Genomic DNA, 22,652 nt, shown 5'->3' on the forward strand with positions numbered 1-22,652 from the left:
TTCTCGGTACGGAGGGGTACGGAGGGCAGGTCGGGGCGGCGGGGCTCAGGCGTGGAAGGGCAGGCCGGCGTCGGCGGCGAGCTCCAGGTCGTCGCCCTCGGGCGGCGGCAGGAGGCTGGCGGAGCCGTCGCTGACGGGGACCACGCCGAGTTCCAGGAGCTCGGCCATGGCCGCGCTGCCCGCCATGTCGCGGACCTGGAGCTGGTAGCGGGGGGTGGTGCGGTACGTGCCGCCGGCGTCGTCGCCGGTGCGCTGGAGGAAACCGGAGTCGGTGAGGAAGGCGGCGGCCTTGCCGACGATGCCGGTGGTGGAGCCGGCCAGGCGGCGGGCGTCCTTGGTGGCGCCGGTGGCGCTGCGGCGGGCGTAGACGCGCCAGGCGGCTTCGAGGCCGGGGGCGTCGGTGGCCGGGTCGGTGTTCTCGCCGAGCTCCTCGGCGCGCTCCTCAAGGCGGCGGCAGGTCTGCCGGACGAAGGCGTCGACCCCGTTGACGGTGATCCGGCCGATGTAGCCGTCGTCGGCGAGGTCCTCGGGGCGGGGGAAGGCGAGGGCGGCGACGGCGAGGTGGGCGAGGCCGTGCAGGAACCGGTCTGCCGAGTCGGCGGTGGTACGGCGGGCGTAGTCGCCCATCCGGACGGCGAAGACGGAGTCCTCGCCGGCGGCGACGGCCATGCCGGCGCGCGGGGACACCTCCAGGACGACGAGGCCGAGCCCGGTGGCGACGGCGTCGGCGAGGCGGCCGAACGCCGGCTCCTCGCGGTAGCGGCGCAGCAGTTCGGCGTACTCGGCGTCGCGGGCCGGGAGCAGCTTGGGCTGGAGCCCGAACGCGACGAGCCGGGCCGCGTCGGCGGCGTCGGCGGGGGTGACCGCCCCGCCGGCGGCGGGTGCGACGGGGGCCGGCGGCGCGTCGGCCTCGCTCCACGCGGGGTGTTCGGCGTGGTGGTCGCTCACGGGTACTGCCTCTCGTGGTGTGCGGTGGTCGCGGCGGCGGGCGGGGTCTCCCCCGCGCGCCGCCCCGTGCCGCTGTGCTGGATCATGCTGTTCGGCCGGTCGGGCCGGCGGGGGTCATGCCGCCTCCGTGCGGTCCGCGGTCATCGCGGCCGCGTCCAGGAGCGCCGTGCCGACGATCAGGTCCGCGCCGCCGAACTCGGGGTCTTCGAGCTGCGTGCCGTCGTCAACGGCGAAGAGCAGCCGCTCCTCGCCCTGGCGGTAGGCCGTGCCGACGGCCGGGCTCGCCGCGTGGACGGCGAGCAGGGCCACCAGGTACGGCAGGTCCGGGTCGCTGCGCCGGGCCTCGGCGAGCAGGCCCGACAGCCGGCGCGGGGCGTCGTGCGGCAGGTCGAGGAGCTCCGTGGCCGCGGCGAGCTGCTCCTCGCTGAACCGGCTGTCGTCCGGGGTCGCGATGAGGTCCGGCTCCGGCATCTCCGCACCGAGGTGCTCGCGCTCCACCGGCGGCGTCAGCAGTATCTCGACCAGGTCCGTGACGCGCACCGAGACCGGGGTCCGCAGTCCGACGGCCGATGCGAAGAAGGCGTCGGTGACCCGGGTGGCCTGTGCGAGCGGCAGGGGCAGCACGGGGGCGACGAGCTGTCCGTACAGGTCGATCCCGGAGCGCGGGGTGGGGGCCGCGAAGGCCTGCCGGTCCTGCTCGGCGCGGAAGAGCGGGCCGGCGTCCAGCAGCCTGGACTGGAGCTGGGTGTGGCGACGGATGCAGTCCTTGACGATGTCGACGAGCTCGGCGGCGCGCCGCTTGTTGTCGGCCGCCTTCGAATCGAACGCGGCCTCCGCCTCGTCGCGCGCCCGGCGGATGTTGGTCAGGATCGCGTTCTCGTGCCGGTAGCGGTCGGCGACGTGGTCGAGGGCCTCCTCGATCATGTCGGGCACCGATTCGAGCCAGTCCACCGCCCGGACGTTGCGCCGGGTGGCGTCCAGCGTGCGGCGCAGGGTCTCCGCGTACTGCACGGTGCGGTAGCGGGCCTGCTCGGCGGCGAGCTGGGCGTCGGCCAGCCGGCCCCGGCTGATCAGGACCTCCAGCTTCACCTCGGCCGCGATCTGCGCGCTGGTGACGTCCGTGTCGAGGGCGCCGACCAGCACGTTGACGGCCTCGTCCGTCGTGCGGAGGTAGACGGCCCCGCCGTGGCCGGGGACCTCTTCGATCAGCTTGAAGTCGTAGTCCCGGCGGACGTACACCCCGTCCGGGCCGAACGTGCCGTAGATCGCGCGGAATCCGCGGTCCACGCTGCCGACGTTGATCAGGTTCTCCAGCACCCAGCGGGCGACCCGCTCGTGCTCGGCCGCCGGGCGGTGCGGTGCCTGCGCGGCGACGCGCGGCAGCAGCCTGGCCACCATCTGCTCGTGGTCGGCGCCGGTGTCGAAGTCCATGTTGAGCGTGACCAGGTCGATCGCGGCGAGCGCCACCTCCGCCATCGCGTAGATCCCGTACTCGCCGGCGAGATTGGCCTTGCGTACGTCGAGGTCGTGCAGCGGGGCGGTGCAGGCGAGCGCGCGCAGCCGCCGGGCCAGGCCCTCGTCGGCGGCCGGGCCCGGCGCCGGGGACGGAACTGGTTTCGCCGGGGCAGGGAGAGTCACGGACAAAGACTAGGCGCTGATACTGACAACATCCCAAACGGCATGGTTCGGCATGATCGGTCCCGGGTGCCGCCGGCCGCTCCCGCCGGACGCGCGGTGTTCGGCGTTCCCACGTTCTACGCTCACCGCATGGCTTCCATGATCACATCTCTGATCGACCTCAACGCCGATCTGGGCGAGGGCTTCGGGCGCTGGACGCTGACCGACGACGAGGCGCTGCTGTCCGTCGTCACGAGCGCGAACGTGGCGTGCGGCTTCCACGCCGGGGATCCGTCCATCATGCGCCGGGTCTGCGCGATGGCCGCGGAGCGGGGCGTGCGGATCGGGGCGCAGGTCTCGTACCGCGATCTGGCGGGCTTCGGCCGGCGCTCGATGGACGTGCCGGCGGGCGAGCTGGCCGACGAGGTGGCGTACCAGATCGGGGCGCTGGAGGTCTTCGCCCGGGCGGCCGGCTCCCGGGTGTCGTACGTGAAACCGCACGGCGCGCTGTACAACCGCACGGTCCACGACCCCGGCCAGGCCGGCGCGGTCGTCGCCGGGGTGCGCATGGCGGCCGGGGCCGCCGGCCTCCCCGTCCTCGGCCTGCCGGGCTCGCTGCTGCTCTCCGCCGCCGAGGCGGCGGGGCTGCCGGCCGTGCCGGAGGCCTTCGCCGACCGGGCGTACACGCCGGCCGGGACGCTGGTGCCGCGCGGCGAGCCGGGGGCGGTGCTGCACGATCCGGACGCCGTGGTGGCCCGCGCGGTCCGGATGGCGGCCGAGGGCGTGGTGACGGCCTCCGACGGCTCCCCCGTGGCGCTGCGGGCGCGCTCGCTGTGCCTGCACGGGGACACCCCGGGGGCGGCCGGGCTCGCGCTGCGCGTTCGCGAGGCGCTGGGCGCCGCCGGGGTCCGGGTGGAGGCCTTCGCGTGAGGCCGCTGGTGGTGGGCGGCGAGGCGCTGCTGATCGAACTGGACTCGGCGCAGGAGGTGGAGGCGCTCCACGCCGAGCTGCTCCGGCGGCGGGACGCGGGCGAGCTGGGCGCCGTACGGGACGTGGTGCCGGCGGCGCGGACGGTGCTCCTGGACGGTGTGCGCGAGCCGCGCGCGCTGGCCGAGCGCATCACGCGCTGGGAGGTGCCCCCGCTCGCGGCGACCGAGGGGCCGCTGGTCACGGTCCCGGTCCGGTACGACGGGCCGGACCTGGCGGAGGTGGCCCGGCTGTGGGGGGTCGGCCGGCGGGAGGTCGCCGGGATCGTCGGGGACACCGTCTTCCGGGTGGCCTTCTGCGGGTTCGCGCCCGGCTTCGGGTACCTGACGGGGCTGCCGGAGCGCTTCCACCTCCCCCGGCGGGCCACGCCCCGTACGGTCGTCCCGGCGGGCTCGCTGGCCCTCGCCGGCGAGTACGCCGGGGTGTACCCGCGCTCCTCGCCCGGAGGATGGCAGCTGGTCGGGACGACGGAGGCGGTGCTGTGGGACCCGCGCCGCGAACCGGCGGCGCTGTTCGCGCCGGGGGTACGGGTGCGGTTCGAGGAGGCGTCGCGGTGACGGGGGCCGCGCTGGAGGTGGTGCGGGCGGGGGCGCTGACCACGGTGCAGGACCTGGGCCGGCCCGGGTACGCCCACCTGGGCGTGCCGAGGTCGGGCGGGCTGGACGCGGGGGCGCTCGGCCTGGCCAACCGGCTGCTCGGCAACCCGCCGGAGGCGGCCGCCCTGGAGACCACGCTGGACGGCGTGGGCCTGCGGGCCCTGGCCCCCGTGACGGTGGCGGTCACGGGCGCGCCCTGTGCCGTACGGGTGTCGGGTCGCCCGGTGGCGTGGGGAGCGCCGGTGTGGCTGCGGGCCGGTGCGGAGCTGGAGGTGGGCCGGGCCGAGTCGGGGGTGCGCAGCTACGTCGCGGTACGGGGAGGGGTCGCCGTACCGCCGGTCCTTGGCAGTCGCTCGACGGACCTGCTGTCGGGGCTGGGGCCGGCCGTCCTGGCGGCCGGGGCGGTCCTGCCGGTGGGCCCGGCCGGTCCGGATCCGGTCCGCGGGGCGGACGGGCTGCGGGCGCCGGCGACGCCGGGGACGCGGGTCGAGCTGGTGCTGCCGTTGCGGCCGGGACCGCGGGCCGACTGGTTCGAGCCGGCCTCGCTCGCGGCGCTGTGGCGCGCGGAGTTCCGGGTCTCGCCGGCGTCGAACCGCATCGGGCTGCGCACCGAGGCCGGGCCCCGGCTGGTCCGCGGCCGCGGTGGCGAACTCCCGAGCGAGGGCATGGTCCTGGGCGCCGTCCAGGTCCCCCCGGACGGCCTGCCGGTGGTGTTCCTGGCCGACCACCCGGTGACGGGCGGCTACCCGGTGGTGGGCGTGGTCCCCCCGGGCCCGGCCCTGGACGCGGCGGCGCAGGCACGGCCGGGGGTGCGGGTGAGGTTCGTGAGGGCCCGATGAAACGTCTGCAAAGCGGGCGGAGCGCCCGGCAGCCGTGACAGGACCTCGGCCCGGCCCCCGACGAACGGGGGGGCCGGGCCGAGGTCGTGTCCGGCGCGGCTACACGGCCGATTCCGGGGCGATCCGGCTGCGTACCGCCGACTGGACGTCCTCTTCCTCGGCGGGGTCGGACGCCAGGCGGCGCAGGCGCGGCGCGACCCGGGCGTCGGCCGTCTCCGCGTGGTGGGCGGCCACCTCGCGGGTGGTCTCCTCGCAGTCCCAGAGGCATTCGACGGCGAAGCCGGCGGCGAAGGAGGGGTCCGTGCTGGCGAGGGCCCGTGCCGCGCGTCCGCGCAGGTGGGAGGAGGCCGTCTCGCGGTAGACGTGGCGCAGCACCGGCGCCGCGCAGCCGATGGACAGCCGGCCGGCGCCGTCGACCAGGGCGAACAGCCGCTGGGCGTCGGGGCCGCAGCCGCGGACCGTCGAGCGCAGGGCGCCCAGTACGAGTGCTGCGTCCTCGGTGCCGCCCCGGGCGGCCAGGAGGGCACCGGCGGCCGCGCCCAGCGCGTCGGGGCGGTGGATCCACTGCCGGGCCCGGTCGACGGCGGCGGGGCCGCACATGCGCTCGTAGGCGGCGACGGCCGGTTCATCACCGGCGGCTTCGATGAGGTCCAGTACGGCCGGGTTCTCCGGCTCGGCGAGGACCAGGTGGTGCAGGGCGGTGGCCCGGGCGGCCTCGCCGCCCGCACCGGCGGCGGCGGCGAGGATCGCGGAGCGGTCCTCGGGCGCGGCGACGGCGGCGAGGCAGCGTGCGGCGGGTACGTGCAGCGGGGTGCCGCGGCGCAAGCCGTCGGCGGCCCAGTCGAAGACGGCCTGGACCCCCCAGCCGGGGCGGGGCCCGTTCGGGGTGAGCTGGCGCTGCCAGCGGTCGAAGGAGCCCTGCTGGCGGGCCGCGCGCAGGCGGTCCCCGTACTCGGGTGACTCTTCCCACAGACACCAGGGCCGGGGCTCGTAGGCGTCGCGGACGGCGGCGGCCAGCCGCGCCTCGCCCTCGGCACCGGCCGGGAATCTGGCGAGCACGGGCGCGGCGAGGCCGCGCAGCCCCTCGTCGTCGTCGCGCAGGGCGAGCTCGTCGAGGGCCCAGGCCCAGTTGGCGCCGGAGGCGGCGTAGCGGCGCAGCAGCATGAGCGCGTCGTCGCGGCCGTACGAGGCCAGGTGGCCCAGGACGGACAGGGCGAGGCCCGTCCGGTGGTCCGAGTCGTCGACGAGGTCGTCCGCGCTGAAGAGGTGGCTCTCGATGGCACCGAGGGGGCCGTCGAGATCCAGGTACAGGCGTGCGTAGTACAGCGAGCGGTTCTCGACCTGCCAGTCCTGGCGCGGGTCGCTGACCACGCACTGGTTGAGGGCCGCGAGGGCCTCCGCCCGGGGCGCCGCCAGGGCGTGCAGCGTGCCGTCGCCGCGGCCCCGCTGGAGGAGCCCGAGCAGGGTGCCGCTTGGCGCTATGACTGGTTCGAACATGGGAATGGCCTCAAATCAAGCTGGGGACGCAACCGGGAATCGGGATTCACAGGGCCGCGTAACAGCATGTGAGGACGTCCGCCGTCATGTTCCGCTCGATGTAGACCATTGCCTTCTCACTCTCGTCGGTGCTCCGCGACCACGTCGGCCGGGTTTGCGCAGGGGATGGGCCCGGACACCCTGCGTGTCCTGCCCGCTCCTGCCCGTCCGCCGTGTCCGCGAATCGAATCCGTCGCCATGATGACCCAGCCGGTTTGTGCGCCGCGACCACATTTATGGCCGCCGTGACCATTCCGTGAGGTGGCGGACCGGTCAGACCCTGCCAGGTCACGGGCAAAAACGGACTACTCGGCTCCGAAGAGTTCCAGCAGGTCGGCCTTGGCGAACATGCGGGCGGTGTCCACGGCTGAGGGGGTTCCGGCGGTCGGGTCGGCCCCTCCGGCGAGCAGCGCGCGGATGACGGTCTCCTCGCCCTTGAAGACGGCCCCGGCCAGTGGGGTCTGGCCGCGGTCGTTGGCGCGATCCGCTTCCGCGCCGCGGGCCAGCAGGGCCGAGACGGTGGCGGCGTGGCCGTGGTAGGCGGCCAGCATGACGAGGGTGTCGCCCCGGTCGTTGGTGAGGTTGGCCGGGACTCCGGCGTCCAGGTACGCGGTGAGCGTCTCGGTCTCACCCTGCCGGGCGAGGTCGAAGATCTTGGTGGCCAGCTCGATGACGTCCTCGTCGGGAGAGCCCTGGGAGCCGCCCTGGGTGGGCTCGTGCTCGCTCATCTGTCGTACCGCCTTCCACTCGCTGTTGACGTGAGAATCCCCGGGCCGGGCGGGCAGGGGGGCGTACGGCACTGCGACCGTACGGGTGAATCGCCAGAGTAGCGCCCGGACCTGCACATACGGGGGCCCGGCGGAGGCAAGGATCCCCTTCGTGGCGGACGCGCCAGCCGGGCTGCGCCGGTCAAGTGAAAAAAGCCGGGATTCACCCGTATGCACCTTTTATCGCATTGATACTTCCTGTGAGCCTGGAACAACTGATGGTGACCGTCCCCACCCACCAGGAGAACCTCTCATGATCCTGTCCATCTCAGGCGTCGTCCTGCTCGGCATCATCGCCTTCCTCTTCTTCAAGAAGGACGGGATGAAGCTGTCCCACGCGTTCGTCTGCGCCCTGTTCGGCTTCTTCCTCGCCGGCTCCGCCATCGCCCCGAGCATCACGGCGAGCACGGCAAGCCTCGCGAGCCTCCTCGGCGGGATCAAGCTCTGACCCCGGCCCCACCGATCAGCAACCCCGACTCCAGGAGACGACCGTGGCCCGGCGCCCACTCCCCCGCATCCTCAGCAACGGCACCACGTCGCTGGCACGGGGCCGCGACCTCGCTCGCACGGCCGCCGACAGCGCCACGGACGTCCTCCATCCGCTCCTCGTCATCGGGCGCGGCCTGCGCGTCCTGGCCTCGGCCGGGCGGCGCAAGTGGGCGCAGACGCCCAAGGACAAGCGTGGTCCCGCGCTGTTCCTGGCGGCCGCCTGCGTCCTCGTGGTCGCGCTCGTCCCGTACGGGCCCCTGCTCGCCCTCGTCACCCTGATGGCGGCGGCGGCCTGGCACGGCCGCGACCGGACCCCGGTCAAGACCGGGCCGAGCGAGGCCGAGACCGAACGGCTCGGCGCCCTCTACGAGGCGCTCGTGCCGTACTTCTCCATCCCCGAGGACCCGAACCCGCTCTTCGCCCACGGCGGGGAGTGGGACAAGGCCTTCAGCGGCCACGCCTTCGACGAGGCCGGCCGCGTCACCCGGCTCCGGATCCGCTATCCCGCCTACTTCACCGACGGCGAGGCCGCCTCGCGGGCCCGGATCGAGACCCTGCTCCACGCCAAGTCCGGGCGCGGCCGGGAATACCTCTTCGAGTGGGACGAGGAGGGCAACCAGCTCGACCTGACGGTGCTCGCGCCGCTTCCCACGGCCATCGCGGCGCAGCCGTTCGTGACCTCGCCCGGTGAGACGGTGCTCGGCTTCACCGACGCCGGCGCCGTGCAGCGGACCCTGCCCGTCCTGGAGGACGACGAGCCGCGCGACGTGCCGCCGGTGATCTGGCGCACCGGCCCCCGCTCCACCGAGCCGCACCTGCTGGCCGTCGGCCGGCCCGGCAGCGGGGCCTCCTCCCTGCTGCGCTCGATCGCCCTCCAGGCCCTGCACCACGGGGGCGAGGTACTGATCGTCGAGGGCGGCGGCAGCGGGGAGTTCTCCTGCCTGTCCGGCCGTACGGGGGTCCTGGCCGTGGAGTGCGGTCCGGCGGGGGCGCTGGCCACCCTGGAGTGGGCCGCGCGCGAGACCGAGCGGCGGCTGATCGCAGCGCACCGGGCCCGCGAGGCCGGACGGCAGGCGCCGGAGGACACCCGGCGGCCGCTGTGGATCCTGCTGGACCGGCCCAGCGTGCTCGCCCACCTCGCGACCGCAGAGGGGAGTCCGGACCCGCTCGCCCAGCTCCAGGTGCCGCTGCGGCACGGGCGCGCCGCGCACGTCACGGTCGTGGTGGCCGAGCAGTTCGACCAGCTGGAGCTGCTGCACGACGCCGTCTGGCAGCACACCCGGGCCCGGATCGTGCTCGGCCCGGCCGCGGCCCAGCAGATCACCGACGTACTGGGGCTGCCGCCGCACACCACGCCGACGGCGCAGGTCCCGCCGGGGCGCGGGTACGCGCGGCTCGGCTCGGGCCCCGTGCACCGGGTGCAGGTGCCCGCCACGCCGGACCCGTACGACGACGCCGCGCACCCGGGACACCGCCAGGCGGTGCTGGAGCTGCTGCCGGGGCGGCAGCTGCCGTCCCCGGGCGGGCCGGGCCGGGTCGCGCTCGCGAAGCCGCTGCACATCGTCCAGCCGCCGGCTCAGGCCCAGGGGCCGCTCCTCGACGCCGACCTCGACGAGCTGGAGGCGTTCGACGACGCCGAGGAGGTCCCGGCCGAGACCCCGCCGGTCCGCGGCCCCTGGCCGGTGGGCCCCTGAGCCGTCGGCGTCGTCGCCGTCGCCGTTACGCCACGAACGTGCGCGGGGGCTCCGCCGTGCTGCCGGCCGCGCCCGTTCCGACCAGGCGGGCGGCCGCCGCGAGGCGGACCGCCGCCTCATCCGCCACCGGCCCGCCGACGGTGAACGGCAGCCGCACGTAGCCCTCGAAGGCCCCGTCCACGCCGAACCTCGGCCCCGAGGGAACCCGTACGCCGACCCGCTCCCCCACCTCGGCCAGCCGGGAGCCCGACAGGCCGCCCGCCCTCGCCCACAGGGTCAGCCCGCCCCGCGGCACCTCGAACTCCCAGTCCGGCAGCTCCCGGCGCACCGCGGCGACCAGCGCGTCCCTGTTCTCCCGGGCCTGGTCTCGGCGGATCTGCACGGCCTCCGCCCAGCCGCCGGTGCGCATCAGCCAGTTCACCGCGAGCTGCTCCAGCACCGGCGTGCCGAGGTCGGCGTAGGCGCGGGCCGCGACCAGGCTCCGGATCACGTCGGGCGCCGCGCGGACCCAGCCGATCCGCATGCCGGCCCAGAAGGCCTTGCTGGCGGAGCCGACAGTGATCACGGACGAGCCCGCCGGGTCGAAGGAGCAGACCGGGCGCGGCATCTCCAGCGCCGGGTCGAGCCGGAGCTCGGCCATGGTCTCGTCGACGACGAGGACCGTGCCGGCCGAACGCGCCGCCTCCACCATGGCGCGCCGCTGCTCGTCCGAGGCGAGCGCCCCGGTCGGGTTGTGGAAATCGGCGACGACGTAGGCGAGGCGCGGCGCGGCGTCGCGCAGCACCTGCCGCCACACCGTCATGTCCCAGCCGGCCAGCCCGTCGGCCATCGCGACGGGCACGAGCCGCACCCCGGCGGCGCGCATGAGCTGGAGGATGTTGGCGTAGGAGGGGGATTCGACGGCGATCCGCTCCCCGCGCCCGGCGAAGAGGCTGCAGATGGCGTCGATGGCGCCCATCGCACCCGTCGTGACCATGATCTGCTCGGGCATGGTGGGGGTGCCGCGCTCGGTGTAGCGGTCGGCGAGCATCCGCCGCAGCGCGGGGAGCCCGGCGGGGTAGTCCCCGTGGGTGTGCGCGTACGGCGGGAGCTCCTCCAGCGCGCCCTGCACGGCCTTGGTGAGCCAGGGCTCGGGCGCCGGGAGCGCGGCGCAGCCGAGGTCGATCATCGACCCGAGGGACTCGGGGGGCAGCGGTTCCAGGCCCCGGGCGGGCAGCGGGTTCCCGGCGGGTACGGAGGTCCAGCTGCCGGCGCCGCGGCGGGACTCCAGGAAGCCCTCCCCGCGCAGGGCCTCGTACGCGGCGGCGACGGTGGTGCGGGAGAGGGAGAGGGAGACGGCCAGCTCGCGCTCGGCGGGCAGCCGGGCGGCGACGGGGACGCGGCCTTCGAGGACGAGCAGCCGGATGCCGTCGGCGAGGGTCCGGTACGCCGGGAGCTTGCGCGCCCCGGGCGCACTGGGCCGCTCCTGCTGCGAGGTGATGAGACGGGCGAGCTGTGCGGCACCCACCGCCGAGGTCCACTCTGCCATGCTGTCCGGTCCACCTTCGTCGAATTGGCCCCGCCCGACCCCGAACGGGGCCGGTATTGGCTCGCTTCCGCACCCCCAGACTGTCATGCCGGGATCCACCCGGACCAGGGGGCGCCGACGCGTTCACCGTGCGGCCACCGTGCGGCCGCCCGGCCGCCGCCTCCCCACGGGGCGCACGGTGCATACTGCGACGGGTGACGCACGTACGCCTTCGCCATCCGTATCTGGACCACCCGGCTCCGATCCCCTTCGCACACCGGGGAGGTGCCGCGGACGGCCTTGAGAACACCGCCGCCGCCTTCCGGCGGGCCGCCGACGCGGGCTACCGGTACTTCGAGACCGATGTGCACGCCACCGCCGACGGGAAGCTGGTCGCCTTCCACGACTCCACCCTCGACCGGGTCACCGACGGGCAGGGCCGGATCGCGGAGCTGACCTGGAGCAGGGTCCGCGAGGCGCGGGTGGCGGGCACCGAACCGCTGCCGCTGTTCGAGGAGCTCCTGGAGGAGTTCCCCGAGGCCCGCTGGAACATCGACATCAAGTCCGAGTCGGCCCTGCACCCGCTGGTCAACCTGATCGCACGGGCGGGCGTCTGGGACCGGGTCTGCGTGGGCTCGTTCTCCGAGAGCCGGGTGGCCCGCGCCCAGAAGATCGCCGGTCCCCGGCTGGCGACCTCGTACGGGGTCCGCGGCGTGGTCGGCCTGCGGCTGCGCTCGTACGCGATCCCGGCGGCGCTGCGGGTCGGGGCGGTGGCGGCGCAGGTTCCGGAGACCCAGGCGGGCATCCGCGTGGTCGACAGCCGGTTCGTACGCACCGCGCACGAGCGGGGACTCCAGGTACACGTGTGGACCGTGAACGAACCGGAACGCATGGAGGCCCTCCTCGACCTGGGAGTCGATGGCATCATGACCGACCGGATCGACATCTTGCGCACGGTGCTGGACCGGCGCGGGGCCTGGGCCTGACCGCCCGTAAGGCCGCCGCGTCCGGTGGGGCGGCCGCGGCGGTACGGGGACCAGCGAGGGGGCACTCATGAGTGCGCAGACCACAGAAGAAACGGAATCGGGCGCGGAGGACGGCAGAGCCGCCGCGGCGGCCCGCAAGCGCGAACAGCACGGCTGGTACTTCTACGACTTCGCGTGCTCGGTGTACTCGTCGACCGTGCTGACGGTGTTCATCGGCCCGTACCTCACGGCGATGGCCGAGGCCGCCCAGGACGCGCAGGGGTACGTCCACCCGCTGGGGATCCCGGTCCGGTCCGGCTCGTTCTTCGCGTACGCCGTCTCGGTGTCGGTGATCGTCGCGGTACTGGCGATGCCGCTGGTGGGAGCGGCCGCGGACCGTACGGGGCGCAAGAAGCCGCTGCTCGCGGCGGCGGCGTACACGGGCGCCGCGGCGACCACCGCGATGTTCTTCCTCGGCGGCGACCGGTACCTGCTGGGCGGCGTCCTGCTGATCGTGGCGAACGCCTCCATGTCGGTGTCGATGGTGCTCTACAACTCCTACCTGCCGCAGATCGCGGAGCCGCAGGAGCGGGACAGCGTCTCCTCGCGCGGCTGGGCGTTCGGCTACACGGCGGGTGCGTTCGTCCTGATCCTGAACCTGGTCCTGTTCCAGTCGCACGATTCCTTCGGGGTCTCCAAGGACGCGGCGGTGCGCATCTGCCTGGCCTCGGCGGGCCTGTGGTGGGGCGCGTTCACGATCATCCCGCTGCGCAGGCTGCGGGACCGGGCGGTGGTCCGCTCGGGCGTCGGCCACGCGGCCGCCGGGTCGGGGTGGAAGCAGCTCGTCGCCACGCTGAAGGACATGCGGCGCCACCCGCTGACGCTGTCGTTCCTGCTGGCGTACCTGGTCTACAACGACGGGATCCAGACCGTGATCTCGCAGGCCTCCGTGTACGGCAAGCAGGAGCTGGAGCTGGAGGACTCGACGCTGATCACGGCGGTGCTGCTGGTACAGATCCTCGCGGTGGCGGGCGCGATGGCGATGGGCCGGCTGGCCGTGTCGTTCGGCGCGAAGAAGACCATCCTCGGATCGCTGGTGGCCTGGACCGTGACGCTGGCCGCGGGGTTCTTCCTGCCGGCGGGCGCGCCGGTGTGGTTCTTCGCCCTCGCGTCGATGATCGGGCTGGTGCTCGGCGGCAGCCAGGCACTGTCGCGTTCGCTCTTCTCGCACCTGGTGCCGGCGGGCAAGGAGGCCAAGTACTTCTCCGCGTACGAGATGAGCGACCGCGGGGTGAGCTGGGTCGGACCGCTGGTGTTCGGCCTGACGTACCAGGTCACGGGCAGCTACCGGGACGCGATCATCTCGTTGGTGGTCTTCTTCGCACTGGGTTTCGTGCTGCTGGCGCGAGTGCCGGTGCGGCGCGCGGTGGAGGCGGCGGGGAATCCTGTTCCCGAGCGGATCTGAGTGGATCCGCGAGGCGCTCCGGAGGAGGCCGGACGGCGGGCGGGACCCGGATCTTCATACGAATTCCGAACGGATTTCGACGTTGAAGCGAAGGGCCGGTAGTGTACGCCTTTGGCCTGCCAGCCGGACCGTTACTGCGCGCTAAAGAACTGAAGACGTTGGGTGACATCTGCTGCCAGATGTGACAAAACGGGCACTGGTGGGTACAACAAGGGGCGGCACGACGGGCGACGCATCACCCGGAGCGGGAATCTATACCGCCGACCGGACGTTGACCGGATGACGACGACAGCGACACCTGTCCTGTGGGCGACAAGCCCGGGAGGCACGATTCATGAGTGAGCGAGCTCTCCGCGGTACGCGGCTCGTGGTTACCAGCTACGAGACGGACCGCGGCATCGATCTGGCCCCGCGCCAGGCGGTGGAGTACGCATGCCAGAACGGACATCGATTTGAGATGCCGTTCTCGGTTGAGGCAGAGATTCCGCCGGAGTGGGAGTGCAAGGCGTGCGGCGCCATGGCACTCCTGGTTGACGGGGACGGGCCCGAAGAGAAGAAGGGCAAGCCTGCGCGAACGCACTGGGACATGCTCATGGAGCGGCGCACCCGCGAGGAACTGGAGGAAGTGCTGGCCGAGAGGCTGGCGGTCCTGCGTTCCGGCGCCATGAACATTGCCGTGCATCCGCGGGACAGCCGCAAGTCCGCCTGACAGCCGGACGCGCGTAAAGAACAAGCCGAGGGCCCCCGCCACGAACTGTGGCGGGGGCCCTCGGCTTGTTCCCTGCGCGGCTCAGGGGGCCAGCGGCGGCCGGTACCCGGTGTCGGGGCCCGGCTGCTGCGGCTGCTGCCCGTCCTCGCGGATGACCTCGCCCTGGACGACCTTGCCGTCGGGGTAGTGGATGCGGGCCTGCTGGAAGGCGTCACCGAAGGTGCCCGCCGGGGCCGCGGCCATCTGGCGCTCAAGGGAGCCGGCCACGCGGCGGCCCGTCCACGCCCGGACGGGCGGGAGCAGCAGGAGCAGGCCGGCCACATCGGACAGCAGGCCCGGCAGCATCAGGAGCAAGCCGGCCAGCATCGTGAGGCCGTTGCCGCTGCCCCGCTGCCGCTTCGCCGCCTCGGGCGCGGGCTGCTGTCCCTGCTGGGCCTGCTGGAAGGTGTCCGCAAGGTTCTTGAAGGCCCGCCGCCCGGCCCGCTTGATGACCACGGCACCGAGCACGATCCCGCCCAGGAGCAGCGCGGCGACGGTCAGCCCGCCGGCCGCGCCGGCGACCAGGCTCAGCAGCCAGATCTCCAGGATCAGCCAGGCGGCGACCGCCAGCGGAAGGAAGGTGCGGCCGCGCGAGCGCCGCCGCGGGGCCGTCGAAAGGGGAACGCCGGTCGTCATACCATCCAGTGTGCCTGGGGTGGCGTAAAAGCGGCCTCAGCCGGAGGTACCGGACATCCCCTAGGGGGCCTTGGCCGGGCCGGCGCCCGGGTCCTTGGGCTTGTCCTGGCCGGTCAGCTTCGCCGCGTGGGCCTTGAGTCCCCACTGGGTGACCCGCCAGAGGGCCTCCACGACGATGTCCTTGCTCATCTTGCTGTCGCCGAACTCACGCTCGACGAAGGTGATGGGCACCTCGACGACGCGGAAGCCCTGGCGCACGGCCCGGCGGGCCAGGTCGACCTGGAAGCAGTAGCCCGCGGAGGCGACCTCCTCCAGGCCCAGCCCCTCCAGCGTCTCGCGGCGAAAGGCCCGGTAGCCGCCCGTCACATCGCGGATCGGGACGTCCAGCATCAGCCGGGAGTACACCGAGCCGCCGCGCGAGAGGAACTCCCGGCTCTTGGGCCAGTTGACCACCCGGCCGCCAGGGACCCAGCGCGAGCCCAGGACGAGATCGGCCCCGGCCAGCGCGGTCAGCAGCCGGGGCAGCTCCTCCGGCTGGTGGGAGCCGTCGGCGTCCATCTCGACGAGCACGCCGTAGTCGCGTTCCAGGCCCCAGGCGAAGCCCGCGAGGTAGGCGGCGCCGAGCCCCTCCTTGCCCTTGCGGTGCAGGACGTGCACGTGGTCGTCGGCGGCCGCCAGCTCGTCGGCCAGCTTTCCGGTGCCGTCGGGGCTGTTGTCGTCGGCGACGAGGACGTGCGCCTCGGGCACCGCCGCACGCACGCGGCCGACGATCGGGCCGATGTTCTCCGCCTCGTTGAAGGTCGGAATGATCACCAAGGCCGTGCCGAGCGGTCCCTGCCCTCGCTGTCCGCCGTCGCTCACTGGGTCCGCCTTCGTGTCCTCGTACGTCCTGTCTCAGAGGAAGACTTTAGAACAGTGGCCGGGGACCGCGGTCCTTCGGGCCGGTCCGGCTCCCGCTGGCTGCGGGTCGCCGTGACCGTTGTCTACTGGACCGCGGGCCCCGGCCGGGACCACCCTCCCCCGAGCTCCTGGGGAGCAGGGGGGACCACCGTCCCGGCGAAACCTTCCCTCGCCCCCGAGGCGCGGGCGCGCTGAGCAGACGGAACCGCCCGGTTCGGACGTCCGGTGGTGGACCCGGCCGAACCTATCCGGGTCGAAGCGCCGGTACCGAACCGAGGCCGACCGGATCACCCCTGTGGCCGTACGAATACCTCCCGCCCGCCGACCACGGTCGCGAGGCACACGGGCAGATCGCGGCCGGGGGTCAGGTCGGGCAGCCCGGGGGTCCCCGAACGGGGGTCCGTGGACCAGCGGGCGACCCGGTCGTCGGGGGCCTGGACCACCAGTTCGGCGGTCTCCCACAGGGCGTAGTCGGCCGGGGCGCCGGGCACCAGCACGCCCGCGCCGTCACGGCCCAGGGCCCGCCAGCCGCCCCGGGTGTGGGCCGTGAAGGCGGCCCGTACGGAGATCCGGTGCTCGGGGGTGCGGTGGAAGGCCGCCGCCCGGACGGTGCCCCAGGGGTCGAAGGGGGTCACCGGGGCGTCGGAGCCGAAGGCGAGCGGTACGCCGGCCTTGAGCAGGGCGGCGAAGGGGTTGAGCGTACGGGCGCGCTCCGCGCCCAGCCGGTCGGCGTACATGCCCTCCTCGCCGCCCCAGGCCGCGTCGAAGGCGGGCTGCACGGAGGCGGTGAGGCCGAGGTCCGCGAAGGCGGCGATGGTGGCCGGGGTCATCATCTCGGCGTGCTCGACGCGGTGCCGGGCGGCGCGGACGCGGGCGAGGCCGACCTTCCCGGCGGCGGCGCGCACGCCCTCGACGACGGCGGTGAGGGCGGCGTCGCCGATGGCGTGGAAGCCGGCCTGCAGGCCCGCCTCGGTGCAGGCGGCGACGTGCTCGGCGACCTCGGCGGCGTCGAGGTATCCGGTGCCGGTGTGTCCGGCGTCGGCGTACGGGGCGTGCAGGCAGGCGGTGTGGGAGCCGAGGGCGCCGTCCACGAAGAGGTCGCCGGCGGCGCCGATGGCGCCGAGCGCCTTGGCCTGTTCGAGGTCCCGGTCCGCCCAGTAGCCGAAGACGCGGGGTCCGGGGCGCTCGCGGGCGAGGTTCAGGAGGTCGGCGAAGTCCTCGGCGGAGGAGATGTCGGGGCCGCCGCACTCGTGGACGGAGCCGATGCCGAGGGAGGCGGCCCGGTCGAGGGCGGCCCGCTGGGCCTCGGCGCGCTGGGCGGGGGTGACGGCGGCGAGGGCGGCCCTGCGGACGGCGTGGTGGTCCTCGCGGGTCAGCGGCTCGTCGCCGCGGACGGAGACGGCCGGGACGAGGTCCAGCAGGGCGGTGGTGACCACGGCGGAGTGCACGTCGATGCGGCTGAGGTAGAGCGGGCGGCCCCCCGCGGCCTCGTCGAGCTCCTCGCGGCGGGGTGCGCGGCGCTCGGGCCAGCGGGAGGCGTCCCAGCCGTGGCCGAGGAGCACCCGGTCGGCGGGGCGGCGGGCGGCGTACGCGCGCACGAGCCCGAGGGCCTCGGCGAGGGAGGCCGCGCCGGTGAGGTCGAGCCCGGTGAGGGCGAGGCCGGCGGAGGTGGTGTGGACGTGCGCGTCGGTGAAGGCGGGGGTGACGAGCGCGCCGCCGAGGTCGACGACCTCGTCGACGCCCTGCGCGAAGGCGTCGGCGGCGCCTTCGGAGCCGACCCAGGCGACGTGTCCCCGCTCGACGACCATCGCGGTGGCGAAGGGGTCGGCGGGGCTGTGTACCTCGCCCCCGCGCAGGAGGACGGTCCGTTCGGATGCGGGGGCTCCGGCGGCATCGGCGGAACTGGCGGTGCGGTCTGTCATGCCCTCAGTTTCGCGGGTCCGCCGCCCCTCCTCGACCGCACCCCCGGGGGGCGCGGCGCGCGACGCGTCACACGCGGGGCGGGCGGGCCTCGTACGGGGTGGAGAGGACCACCGTGGTGCGGGTCGAGACGTGGGCCAGGGCGCGCAGGCGTCCCAGGAGGTCTTCCAGCTCCAGCGGGGTCGCGACGCGCACCTTCAGGATGTAGTTCTCGTCGCCGGCGACGCTGTGGCAGGCCTCGATCTCGGGTACGCCGGCCAGCCGGTCGGCGATGTCGTCCGGCGCGCTCGGGTCGAAGGGCTTCACCGAGATGAAGGCCGTCAGGGGCAGGCCGACGGCTTCGGGGTCGACCACGGCCGCGTACCCGCGGATCACTCCGCGCTGTTCCAGACGGCGTACTCGCTGGTGGACCGCCGACGTGGACAGTCCGGTGGCCTTGCCCAGATCCGTGTAGCTCATCCGCCCGTCCCGCACGAGCAGATCCACGATCTGGCGGTCCAGCTCCTCCATTGCGCTCATAGCCGCTCAACCTAAGGCCCAAGGGTGCTCCAGGCCCAGTGCTGTCCGCCCACAAGTGGCACCTGCGGCGGGCATGTGACCAAGGCCACAAGGGTATGCAGGCGTACGGCGGGATGTTGTGGTTACTCGTGCCGCGCGGCGGGAAGTGCTTGCTGTGGCCGAGGCCGTGGAAACTGCCCGCCCGGCCCACCCAAGGGGGAGTACATCCATGCTGAACACCAAGCGCGCCGGTCGCACCGAACCGGAGCCCCTGGATTTCGTCGACGCCGAGGACGGTGAGTACCTCGAAGACGCCGACGGGTTCGACGGCTTCGAGATCCACCACGCGATCTGCCCGGACTGCGGCCAGTCGATCGCCCTCGTCGCGGACGAGGAGTTCCTGCCGGAGCACGCGCTCTGCCTGACCCCGTGGAACCCGTTCGGGCTCACGGTGTGCGCGGGTACGGGCCGCCCGGCCTCGGACGCGCTGCCGACGGTGGGCATGGGCCAGGGCGAGTCCCCTGAGCTGGAGGTCGTGCTGCTGGACCTGCCGCAGGGTCTGGACTGGCGGACGCAGCCCTTCTCGCACGTCGGCGGTCCCGGTTCGCGTCCCGTGCGGATGCCGGCGCCGGCGCTGCTGCCGCAGGTGCGACAGCAGCACGCGCAGGCCGCCTGACGGTCTCCGGCCGCAGCGCCGGACCCTCTACCAGTACGTGCCCTGCACCATCGCCCGGAGGCTGGCGTGGTGCAGGATCAGGCTGTCCGGGTCCGCGGGGATCTCGACCTCCCCGAAGTGGGCCTGCCGGTAGGCGATGCGCAGCATCACGATCCCGTGCCGCAGGGCGGCGTACAGGGTGTGGAACTCCATGTCCCGCGGGGTGTGTCCGGTGAGTTCGGCGTACCGGCGCTCGATGTCGGCGCGGCGCAGGAAGTCGGGCAGGCCCCTCTGGCCGAAGCCGACGGTCAGGTCCTGGAAGAAGCGGTGCAGGTAGACGGTCCAGCCGAGGTCGACCTCGCGCGGGGCGTACGCCGCCATCTCCCAGTCCAGGACGGCCACCGGCGCGAATCCGTCGGACCGGTAGACGACGTTGCCGATGCGGGCGTCGCCCCAGTTGAGGACGGCGGGCCCCTCGTCCGCGGGCCACAGCTCCTCCAGGCGCTCGAAGGCCCGCTCCAGCAGCGGGGAGGGCGCGAGTCCCCCGACCACCCAGGCGTAGTAGGCGCGTTGGGCGTCGACGTGGCGGCGCAGCGGGCTGCCGGCGCCCCCGGGCAGGAGGAACTCGGCCTTCTCGGCGGGGAACTGGTCGTGCAGCCGTGCCAGCAGGGAGATGCTCGCCTCCTGGAGCTCGGCGCGTTCGGAGTCGCTCGCGGAGTGCAGCCAGTTCCCCTCGTACGTGTAGGGCATGACGTCGGGCGGCACCCGGCCCTCGGCGCGGGCCATGACGAAGAACGGCGCACCGAGGGGCCCGGGGTCCTGTTCCAGCCAGAGCACGCGCGGGACGGGCAGGTCGGTGTGGGCGCCGACCAGGCTCATCACGCGGTGCTGGCGGGGCATGTCGTACGTGGGGAACACCGTGTAGGCGGCCGGGTCGGCGGCGAGCCGCAGGGCGCAGGCGCGGACGGGTGTGTCGGGGTGCTCTATGTCGAACAGCAGGGTCTCGCTGGACATGCCGTTGGACGCGGGGACGGCGACGCCCGTGACCCTGGCGCCGGGGAGCTCGGTGTCGAGCCAGGCGGCGAGGCGGCGGCCGAGTTCCTCGGGTTCGCGGGTGGAGGTGCGCGGGCGTGGTGCCGGTGCTGCCATGACTTCCCCTTCCTTCTCTTGGCTCGTGCTGTTGCGGGGCGCTGCGGGGTCTGCGGGGGCCGCAGGCGCTGCGGGGGCTGTTACGGGGCGACCGAGCCGTAGTCGGTGAAGCCGCTGGGGTCGTGGCGGCCGAAGCTGCCGTGCTCGAAGATGCCGAAGCCGGTGCGCCCGTCGAGGGTGAAGCGGGCGGAGTGGTCGGTGACGCCGAAGGCGGCCATGGGGTGGGCGGCGGGGTCGGAGAGGTCGTAGACGCGGCGGTCGGTCCAGCCGCGGCCCTGCCAGCTGCCGTGCTGCCAGTCGGAGGCGGGCGGGTAGCCGGCGCCGACGGCGAGCGGGGAGGAGTTCAGGATCTCGACGCCGAGTTCGAGGGGCTTGCGGGCGGGGTCGGCGAGGTGGACGACGGCGCTTTCGGGGTGGCGGGTGCCGGGGCGGTAGCGGATCTCGGTCTGGGGCCATCCGAGTTGCACGTCGTGGCGGCCGCTGCCCTCGGGGAAGACCTGGACGGCCTCGCTGAGCGTGCGGTGGCCGTCGGCGTCCTCTTGGGCGATGACCATGAGGAAGCGGTCCTCGAAGCGGACGGGTATCCAGAGCCAGTGGAAGCCCTCGGGGCGGTGCTCCTCGGCGGCGCGGCCGCCGTCCTCCCCGGGGATGGGGCGCACGCCCCAGCTGCGGTCGCGGGTGCCGGTCCACTCTCCGGGGGTGAGGGCGTACTCCTCTCCCCTGGCGCGGATGGTGCCGGTGACGTGGCCGGCCTGGACGAAGCGGCGGCCTTCGAGCATGAGGCGGTCGCCGCGCCGCTGGACGTGGTGCGGCTCCCATACGGCGGGGAACTCGGCGTTCCAGGCGATGTCGTACGAGAGCCCGTCGGGGTCGGCGGGGTCGGGATCGCACCGCAGGGTGATCCGCTTCAGGGGTTCGTCGACGGTGATCCGCAGCGGTCCGACGGAGAGGTTCATGCGGTCGTCGGTGAGGGCGTCGGAGGCGCGGACGGCGAGGAGTTCGTCGCCGGTGCGCAGGGTGGCGTAGGCGTCGATGACCCCGGCGTTGGGGTAGACGCCGAGGCCGAGGATGAGGACGGCGCGGCCTGCGTGGTCGAAGACGTGGAAGATGCAGCGGTCGTAGGCGTTGCGGTCGCCGGTGACGAGGTGCTTCATCGACAAGGGGGCCTGGTGGACGGGGTATTCGTCGAGGGGCACGGGTCGGTCCGCGGGCACGGCAAACCTCCTGGGGCAGTGGGCTCGGGCAAATATGACGGTACGTCAGATACGGTGCCCGGGGCCAGAGTTCTGTCACTCCCTGACACCCCGGCACGTCTGGCCACCTGAACGCCGTCGCCCGCCGGGGCAACCGCTCCCCGTACGACCGGCGCGACGGCCCCTGCCGGGCCGCCCCGGCGCGCGGCTGCGGGGACACCCTCGAACGGATACCCGGAGGGCGGGGGCGGTTACCCGCGCGTCGGGTGGCGCGTTGGCCCGGTATGACCACACTCGAAACCCCCGGCACAAGAACGGGAAGGCGGCGGCGTCCGGCGCCGCCCGGCTACGAAGAATCGGTTCCGCGTCACGAAGAATCGGTTCCGCACCGGCAGCCGGACCCGCCGATCTACCATGCGCTGCTGACCCGCTGGGCCGCCGACGGACGCACCCTGCCGGGCCGCCGCGATCCGGAGTGGTCCCGGGTCGCCACCTCCCCGATCTGGCCCACGGGTCCGCTCTACGGCGGCGGCCAGTAGGAGGCGGTCCGGAGGAAGGGCGCGGGGGAAGTGGCTCGCGGGGAGCGGCCGGACATGACCCGGCGCACTCCCGGTGCGCTCCCCGTGCTGCCTCGCCGGGGTCCGCACCGGGCTGCACCCTGGGCGCATGACCGACCCGAAGCGGCTCCTGGCCGAATTCCGGCGCGACGGCTTTGTCGTCGTACCCCCGATGACCCCGCCCGAGATCTGGGGACCCCTGACCGGGGAACTGCCCGACGTACTCGCCGAGGAGGGGCCGCAGCGGTTCTTCGAGGAGGACGGCACGACCGTGCGCGCCGTCTACGGACTCCACCGCAGAGGCGGTCCCTGGCAGGCGCTGGCCGAGGCGTCACCGCTGACCGCGCTGGCCCGGCTGTTCCTCGGCGAGGACATGTACGTGTACCAGTGGAAGGTCAATCCGAAGGCGGCCCGGCGCGGCGACCGCTGGCAGTGGCACCGGGACTTCGACTTCTGGCGGGCCGCCGACGGAATGCGGCGCCCGGCGGCGCTCACCGCCGCCGTGTTCCTCGACGAGGTGACCGAGGAGAACGGGCCGCTGCGCCTGGTCCCGGGCTCGCACACCGACCGGCCGGCCGCGGCGGCGCCCTCCGGGAACGAGGGGGACACCGACGGCGGGGCGGGCGGGGGCGACTGGGCCTGGATCACGTCGAGCCGGAACGCCTACGCGCTCCCCGACCCCTCGACCGAGGAGCTCGCCCGCACGCGGGGGGTCCACGAGGCCACCGGCCCGGCCGGCACGGTCGTGTTCTTCCACGGCAACCTGGTGCACAGCTCGGGCCCGAACCGCTCCCCGCACACCCGCACCCTCGCCCTGATCAGCTACAACGCGGTGTCCAACGCCCCGCCGGCCGACCACCCCACCGCCCGCCGGGACCTCTTCGTCAACCACGACGCGAAACCGCTGTCCGTCGGGGAGGAGTAGGGCGGGAGTCCGCACCGGGCCCGCACCGGCCCGGCCCGCCCCGCACCGGCCCGGTGCGGGG

The 22,652-nt window shown here is 74.1% G+C and carries 21 protein-coding genes; 10 read left to right on the forward strand and 11 right to left on the reverse strand.

All coding sequences use genetic code 11. The features are described 5' to 3' along the window. Positions 1–45: 45 nt before the first annotated feature. Positions 46–948, reverse strand: coding sequence for a hypothetical protein (locus ACFYXV_RS30280; RefSeq protein ID WP_385475610.1), 903 nt, complete (start codon positions 946–948; stop codon positions 46–48). Positions 949–1,062: 114 nt separating this feature from the next. Next, complete coding sequence (locus tag ACFYXV_RS30285) at positions 1,063–2,586, reverse strand: hypothetical protein (RefSeq protein WP_389384607.1); 1,524 nt, start codon at positions 2,584–2,586, stop codon at positions 1,063–1,065. A gap of 129 nt (positions 2,587–2,715) precedes the next feature. On the opposite strand from ACFYXV_RS30285, the gene ACFYXV_RS30290 reads away from it, so the two are divergent. Genes ACFYXV_RS30290 through ACFYXV_RS30300 form a run of 3 tightly spaced genes read left to right on the forward strand, consistent with a single transcriptional unit; the run spans position 2,716 to position 4,987 of the window. Then, entirely contained in the window at positions 2,716–3,495 is a 780-nt protein-coding gene (locus ACFYXV_RS30290; protein ID WP_389384608.1) for a LamB/YcsF family protein, read from the forward strand. Next, positions 3,492–4,109 carry an allophanate hydrolase subunit 1 gene (locus ACFYXV_RS30295; RefSeq protein ID WP_385475604.1) on the forward strand — a complete coding sequence of 206 codons (618 nt, stop codon included), beginning with the start codon at positions 3,492–3,494 and terminating at the stop codon, positions 4,107–4,109. Before ACFYXV_RS30290 ends, ACFYXV_RS30295 begins: the two co-directional genes overlap by 4 nt. After that, the gene (locus ACFYXV_RS30300) at positions 4,106–4,987 is read left to right on the forward strand and encodes a biotin-dependent carboxyltransferase family protein (RefSeq protein ID WP_389384609.1); all 882 of its coding nucleotides are present in this window, start codon (positions 4,106–4,108) and stop codon (positions 4,985–4,987) included. Before ACFYXV_RS30295 ends, ACFYXV_RS30300 begins: the two co-directional genes overlap by 4 nt. Before the next feature lie 99 nt (positions 4,988–5,086). Here the strand turns inward: ACFYXV_RS30300 and ACFYXV_RS30305 are convergent, their stop codons facing one another. Both ACFYXV_RS30305 and ACFYXV_RS30310 read right to left on the reverse strand, forming a co-directional pair. Beyond that, positions 5,087–6,484 carry a HEAT repeat domain-containing protein gene (locus tag ACFYXV_RS30305; RefSeq protein ID WP_385477094.1) on the reverse strand — a complete coding sequence of 466 codons (1,398 nt, stop codon included), beginning with the start codon at positions 6,482–6,484 and terminating at the stop codon, positions 5,087–5,089. A gap of 344 nt (positions 6,485–6,828) precedes the next feature. Further along, positions 6,829–7,251, reverse strand: a complete 423-nt coding sequence (locus ACFYXV_RS30310; RefSeq protein WP_383349759.1) for an ankyrin repeat domain-containing protein — start codon at positions 7,249–7,251, stop codon at positions 6,829–6,831. A 292-nt stretch (positions 7,252–7,543) separates the two neighbouring features. Between ACFYXV_RS30310 and ACFYXV_RS30315 the strand changes: the two genes are divergently transcribed. Beyond that, the gene (locus ACFYXV_RS30315) at positions 7,544–7,738 is read left to right on the forward strand and encodes a hypothetical protein (protein ID WP_030162614.1); all 195 of its coding nucleotides are present in this window, start codon (positions 7,544–7,546) and stop codon (positions 7,736–7,738) included. 43 nt (positions 7,739–7,781) lie between these two features. After that, the gene (locus ACFYXV_RS30320; protein ID WP_389384610.1) at positions 7,782–9,473 is read left to right on the forward strand and encodes a hypothetical protein; all 1,692 of its coding nucleotides are present in this window, start codon (positions 7,782–7,784) and stop codon (positions 9,471–9,473) included. Between the two features lie 25 nt (positions 9,474–9,498). On the opposite strand, the gene ACFYXV_RS30325 is transcribed toward ACFYXV_RS30320, so the two are convergent. After that, entirely contained in the window at positions 9,499–11,001 is a 1,503-nt protein-coding gene (locus ACFYXV_RS30325) for a PLP-dependent aminotransferase family protein (RefSeq protein WP_389384611.1), read from the reverse strand. 194 nt (positions 11,002–11,195) lie between these two features. Here ACFYXV_RS30325 and ACFYXV_RS30330 point away from each other — a divergent pair, with 194 nt between their 5' ends. From ACFYXV_RS30330 to ACFYXV_RS30340, 3 genes are all read left to right on the forward strand, one after another. Beyond that, a complete protein-coding gene (locus ACFYXV_RS30330; RefSeq protein WP_385477083.1) occupies positions 11,196–11,966 on the forward strand; it encodes a glycerophosphodiester phosphodiesterase family protein in 771 nt (256 codons plus the stop codon). A gap of 67 nt (positions 11,967–12,033) precedes the next feature. Continuing rightward, the gene (locus tag ACFYXV_RS30335; protein WP_389384612.1) at positions 12,034–13,410 is read left to right on the forward strand and encodes an MFS transporter; all 1,377 of its coding nucleotides are present in this window, start codon (positions 12,034–12,036) and stop codon (positions 13,408–13,410) included. A 334-nt stretch (positions 13,411–13,744) separates the two neighbouring features. Continuing rightward, positions 13,745–14,119: an RNA polymerase-binding protein RbpA gene (locus ACFYXV_RS30340; protein WP_007262928.1), complete on the forward strand. Its 375-nt coding sequence runs from the start codon at positions 13,745–13,747 to the stop codon at positions 14,117–14,119. A gap of 81 nt (positions 14,120–14,200) precedes the next feature. Here the strand turns inward: ACFYXV_RS30340 and fxsA are convergent, their stop codons facing one another. The 4 genes from fxsA to ACFYXV_RS30360 all read right to left on the reverse strand — a co-directional run bounded on the left by fxsA (position 14,201) and on the right by ACFYXV_RS30360 (position 18,124). Next, on the reverse strand, positions 14,201–14,794 hold the full coding sequence (gene fxsA / locus ACFYXV_RS30345; protein WP_389384613.1) for an FxsA family membrane protein: 594 nt from the start codon (positions 14,792–14,794) through the stop codon (positions 14,201–14,203). 60 nt (positions 14,795–14,854) lie between these two features. Then, entirely contained in the window at positions 14,855–15,655 is an 801-nt protein-coding gene (locus ACFYXV_RS30350) for a polyprenol monophosphomannose synthase (RefSeq protein WP_389384614.1), read from the reverse strand. A 326-nt stretch (positions 15,656–15,981) separates the two neighbouring features. Next, the gene (locus tag ACFYXV_RS30355) at positions 15,982–17,616 is read right to left on the reverse strand and encodes an amidohydrolase (RefSeq protein WP_385471219.1); all 1,635 of its coding nucleotides are present in this window, start codon (positions 17,614–17,616) and stop codon (positions 15,982–15,984) included. Between the two features lie 67 nt (positions 17,617–17,683). After that, positions 17,684–18,124 (reverse strand): Lrp/AsnC family transcriptional regulator, encoded by a 441-nt coding sequence (locus ACFYXV_RS30360; RefSeq protein ID WP_030011705.1) that lies wholly within the window; start codon positions 18,122–18,124, stop codon positions 17,684–17,686. Positions 18,125–18,341: 217 nt separating this feature from the next. Here ACFYXV_RS30360 and ACFYXV_RS30365 point away from each other — a divergent pair, with 217 nt between their 5' ends. Next, positions 18,342–18,788, forward strand: coding sequence for a hypothetical protein (locus ACFYXV_RS30365; protein ID WP_385471216.1), 447 nt, complete (start codon positions 18,342–18,344; stop codon positions 18,786–18,788). Between the two features lie 27 nt (positions 18,789–18,815). Here the strand turns inward: ACFYXV_RS30365 and ACFYXV_RS30370 are convergent, their stop codons facing one another. Both ACFYXV_RS30370 and ACFYXV_RS30375 read right to left on the reverse strand, forming a co-directional pair. Continuing rightward, a complete protein-coding gene (locus ACFYXV_RS30370; protein ID WP_389384615.1) occupies positions 18,816–19,916 on the reverse strand; it encodes a phosphotransferase family protein in 1,101 nt (366 codons plus the stop codon). 80 nt (positions 19,917–19,996) lie between these two features. Next, positions 19,997–21,070: a hypothetical protein gene (locus ACFYXV_RS30375; RefSeq protein WP_389384647.1), complete on the reverse strand. Its 1,074-nt coding sequence runs from the start codon at positions 21,068–21,070 to the stop codon at positions 19,997–19,999. Positions 21,071–21,775: 705 nt separating this feature from the next. Between ACFYXV_RS30375 and ACFYXV_RS30380 the strand changes: the two genes are divergently transcribed. Continuing rightward, positions 21,776–22,591 carry a phytanoyl-CoA dioxygenase family protein gene (locus tag ACFYXV_RS30380; RefSeq protein ID WP_385471211.1) on the forward strand — a complete coding sequence of 272 codons (816 nt, stop codon included), beginning with the start codon at positions 21,776–21,778 and terminating at the stop codon, positions 22,589–22,591. The last annotated feature ends 61 nt before the right edge of the window (positions 22,592–22,652 follow it).

Origin of the sequence: Streptomyces sp. NPDC002181 (assembly GCF_042890485.1) — a bacterium.
In the GTDB taxonomy this organism is placed as follows: domain Bacteria; phylum Actinomycetota; class Actinomycetes; order Streptomycetales; family Streptomycetaceae; genus Streptomyces.

Coding starts and splice junctions, on each gene's coding strand:
- ACFYXV_RS30290 (WP_389384608.1), top strand. CDS start 2,716: ATGGCTTCCATGATCACATCTCTGATCGACCTCAACGCCGATCTGGGC.
- ACFYXV_RS30305 (WP_385477094.1), bottom strand. CDS start 6,484: ATGTTCGAACCAGTCATAGCGCCAAGCGGCACCCTGCTCGGGCTCCTC.
- ACFYXV_RS30310 (WP_383349759.1), bottom strand. CDS start 7,251: ATGAGCGAGCACGAGCCCACCCAGGGCGGCTCCCAGGGCTCTCCCGAC.
- ACFYXV_RS30315 (WP_030162614.1), top strand. CDS start 7,544: ATGATCCTGTCCATCTCAGGCGTCGTCCTGCTCGGCATCATCGCCTTC.
- ACFYXV_RS30325 (WP_389384611.1), bottom strand. CDS start 11,001: ATGGCAGAGTGGACCTCGGCGGTGGGTGCCGCACAGCTCGCCCGTCTC.
- ACFYXV_RS30335 (WP_389384612.1), top strand. CDS start 12,034: ATGAGTGCGCAGACCACAGAAGAAACGGAATCGGGCGCGGAGGACGGC.
- ACFYXV_RS30340 (WP_007262928.1), top strand. CDS start 13,745: ATGAGTGAGCGAGCTCTCCGCGGTACGCGGCTCGTGGTTACCAGCTAC.
- fxsA (WP_389384613.1), bottom strand. CDS start 14,794: ATGACGACCGGCGTTCCCCTTTCGACGGCCCCGCGGCGGCGCTCGCGC.
- ACFYXV_RS30355 (WP_385471219.1), bottom strand. CDS start 17,616: ATGACAGACCGCACCGCCAGTTCCGCCGATGCCGCCGGAGCCCCCGCA.
- ACFYXV_RS30360 (WP_030011705.1), bottom strand. CDS start 18,124: ATGGAGGAGCTGGACCGCCAGATCGTGGATCTGCTCGTGCGGGACGGG.
- ACFYXV_RS30365 (WP_385471216.1), top strand. CDS start 18,342: ATGCTGAACACCAAGCGCGCCGGTCGCACCGAACCGGAGCCCCTGGAT.
- ACFYXV_RS30370 (WP_389384615.1), bottom strand. CDS start 19,916: ATGGCAGCACCGGCACCACGCCCGCGCACCTCCACCCGCGAACCCGAG.
- ACFYXV_RS30375 (WP_389384647.1), bottom strand. CDS start 21,070: ATGAAGCACCTCGTCACCGGCGACCGCAACGCCTACGACCGCTGCATC.
- ACFYXV_RS30380 (WP_385471211.1), top strand. CDS start 21,776: ATGACCGACCCGAAGCGGCTCCTGGCCGAATTCCGGCGCGACGGCTTT.